The sequence below is a fragment of the Pseudomonas sp. ICMP 3272 genome (assembly GCF_001466905.1).
Lineage (GTDB): Bacteria > Pseudomonadota > Gammaproteobacteria > Pseudomonadales > Pseudomonadaceae > Aquipseudomonas > Aquipseudomonas amygdali.
In genome coordinates this window covers 1-613 of the sequence record NZ_LKEK01000006.1, presented here as the reverse complement: position 1 = coordinate 613, position 613 = coordinate 1, and the positions used below count along the sequence as shown (strand labels likewise).

General features: G+C 55.1%; 1 pseudogene. It reads right to left on the bottom strand.

From position 1 onward, the window contains the following. A pseudogene (locus AO068_RS02300) lies at positions 1 to 440 on the bottom strand (DUF637 domain-containing protein); the annotation flags it as partial. Positions 441 to 613 lie beyond the last annotated feature (173 nt).

Genomic DNA, 613 nt, shown 5'->3' with positions numbered 1-613 from the left:
AATGGTGACGTCGCGTCCGGCCTGGATGCTCATGTCGCGGCCGCTTTCCAGCACGCTGCCTTTGTTGATGACGTCGCGGCCTGCCGAAATGCTCATGTCGTTGGCGGCTTCGATGCGCGCGGCACTGTCGGCGAACTCGTTATGTCGCTGACCGCGCGCGCTGTTGTCCATCGAGGTGATGCTGCGTTCGTTGACCACGTCGCCATTGATCGCGGTCAGTGATACATCGCGACCTTTGATGATGCCCCCAGCGGTGTTGATCAGGTCATTACCCGCGAGCAGATCGAGCCGGTTACCAGCCTCTATCAAGCCGGCGTTGACCAGATTGTTACCGGCAACCGCTGACAGGTTATTGGCCGCACGCAAGGTGCCAACGTTGTCGAGGTTTTGGCCGGCGATCAGCGAGACATCNCGTTACCGGCAATCAATGCACCGGTCGGGTCAACTCAACGACCATGTTGTACTCGGTTCCTGCAACCGCCATTTACTCATATTTTCATATCACGCCAGCAGTCCTATATAAGCTCAAAGGCTAAACGACACGCCATTTCACTTGACGCGCTAACTATATCATTCACTCTGCAGAGCCAATCAAGAGTCAAAAAATTACTTT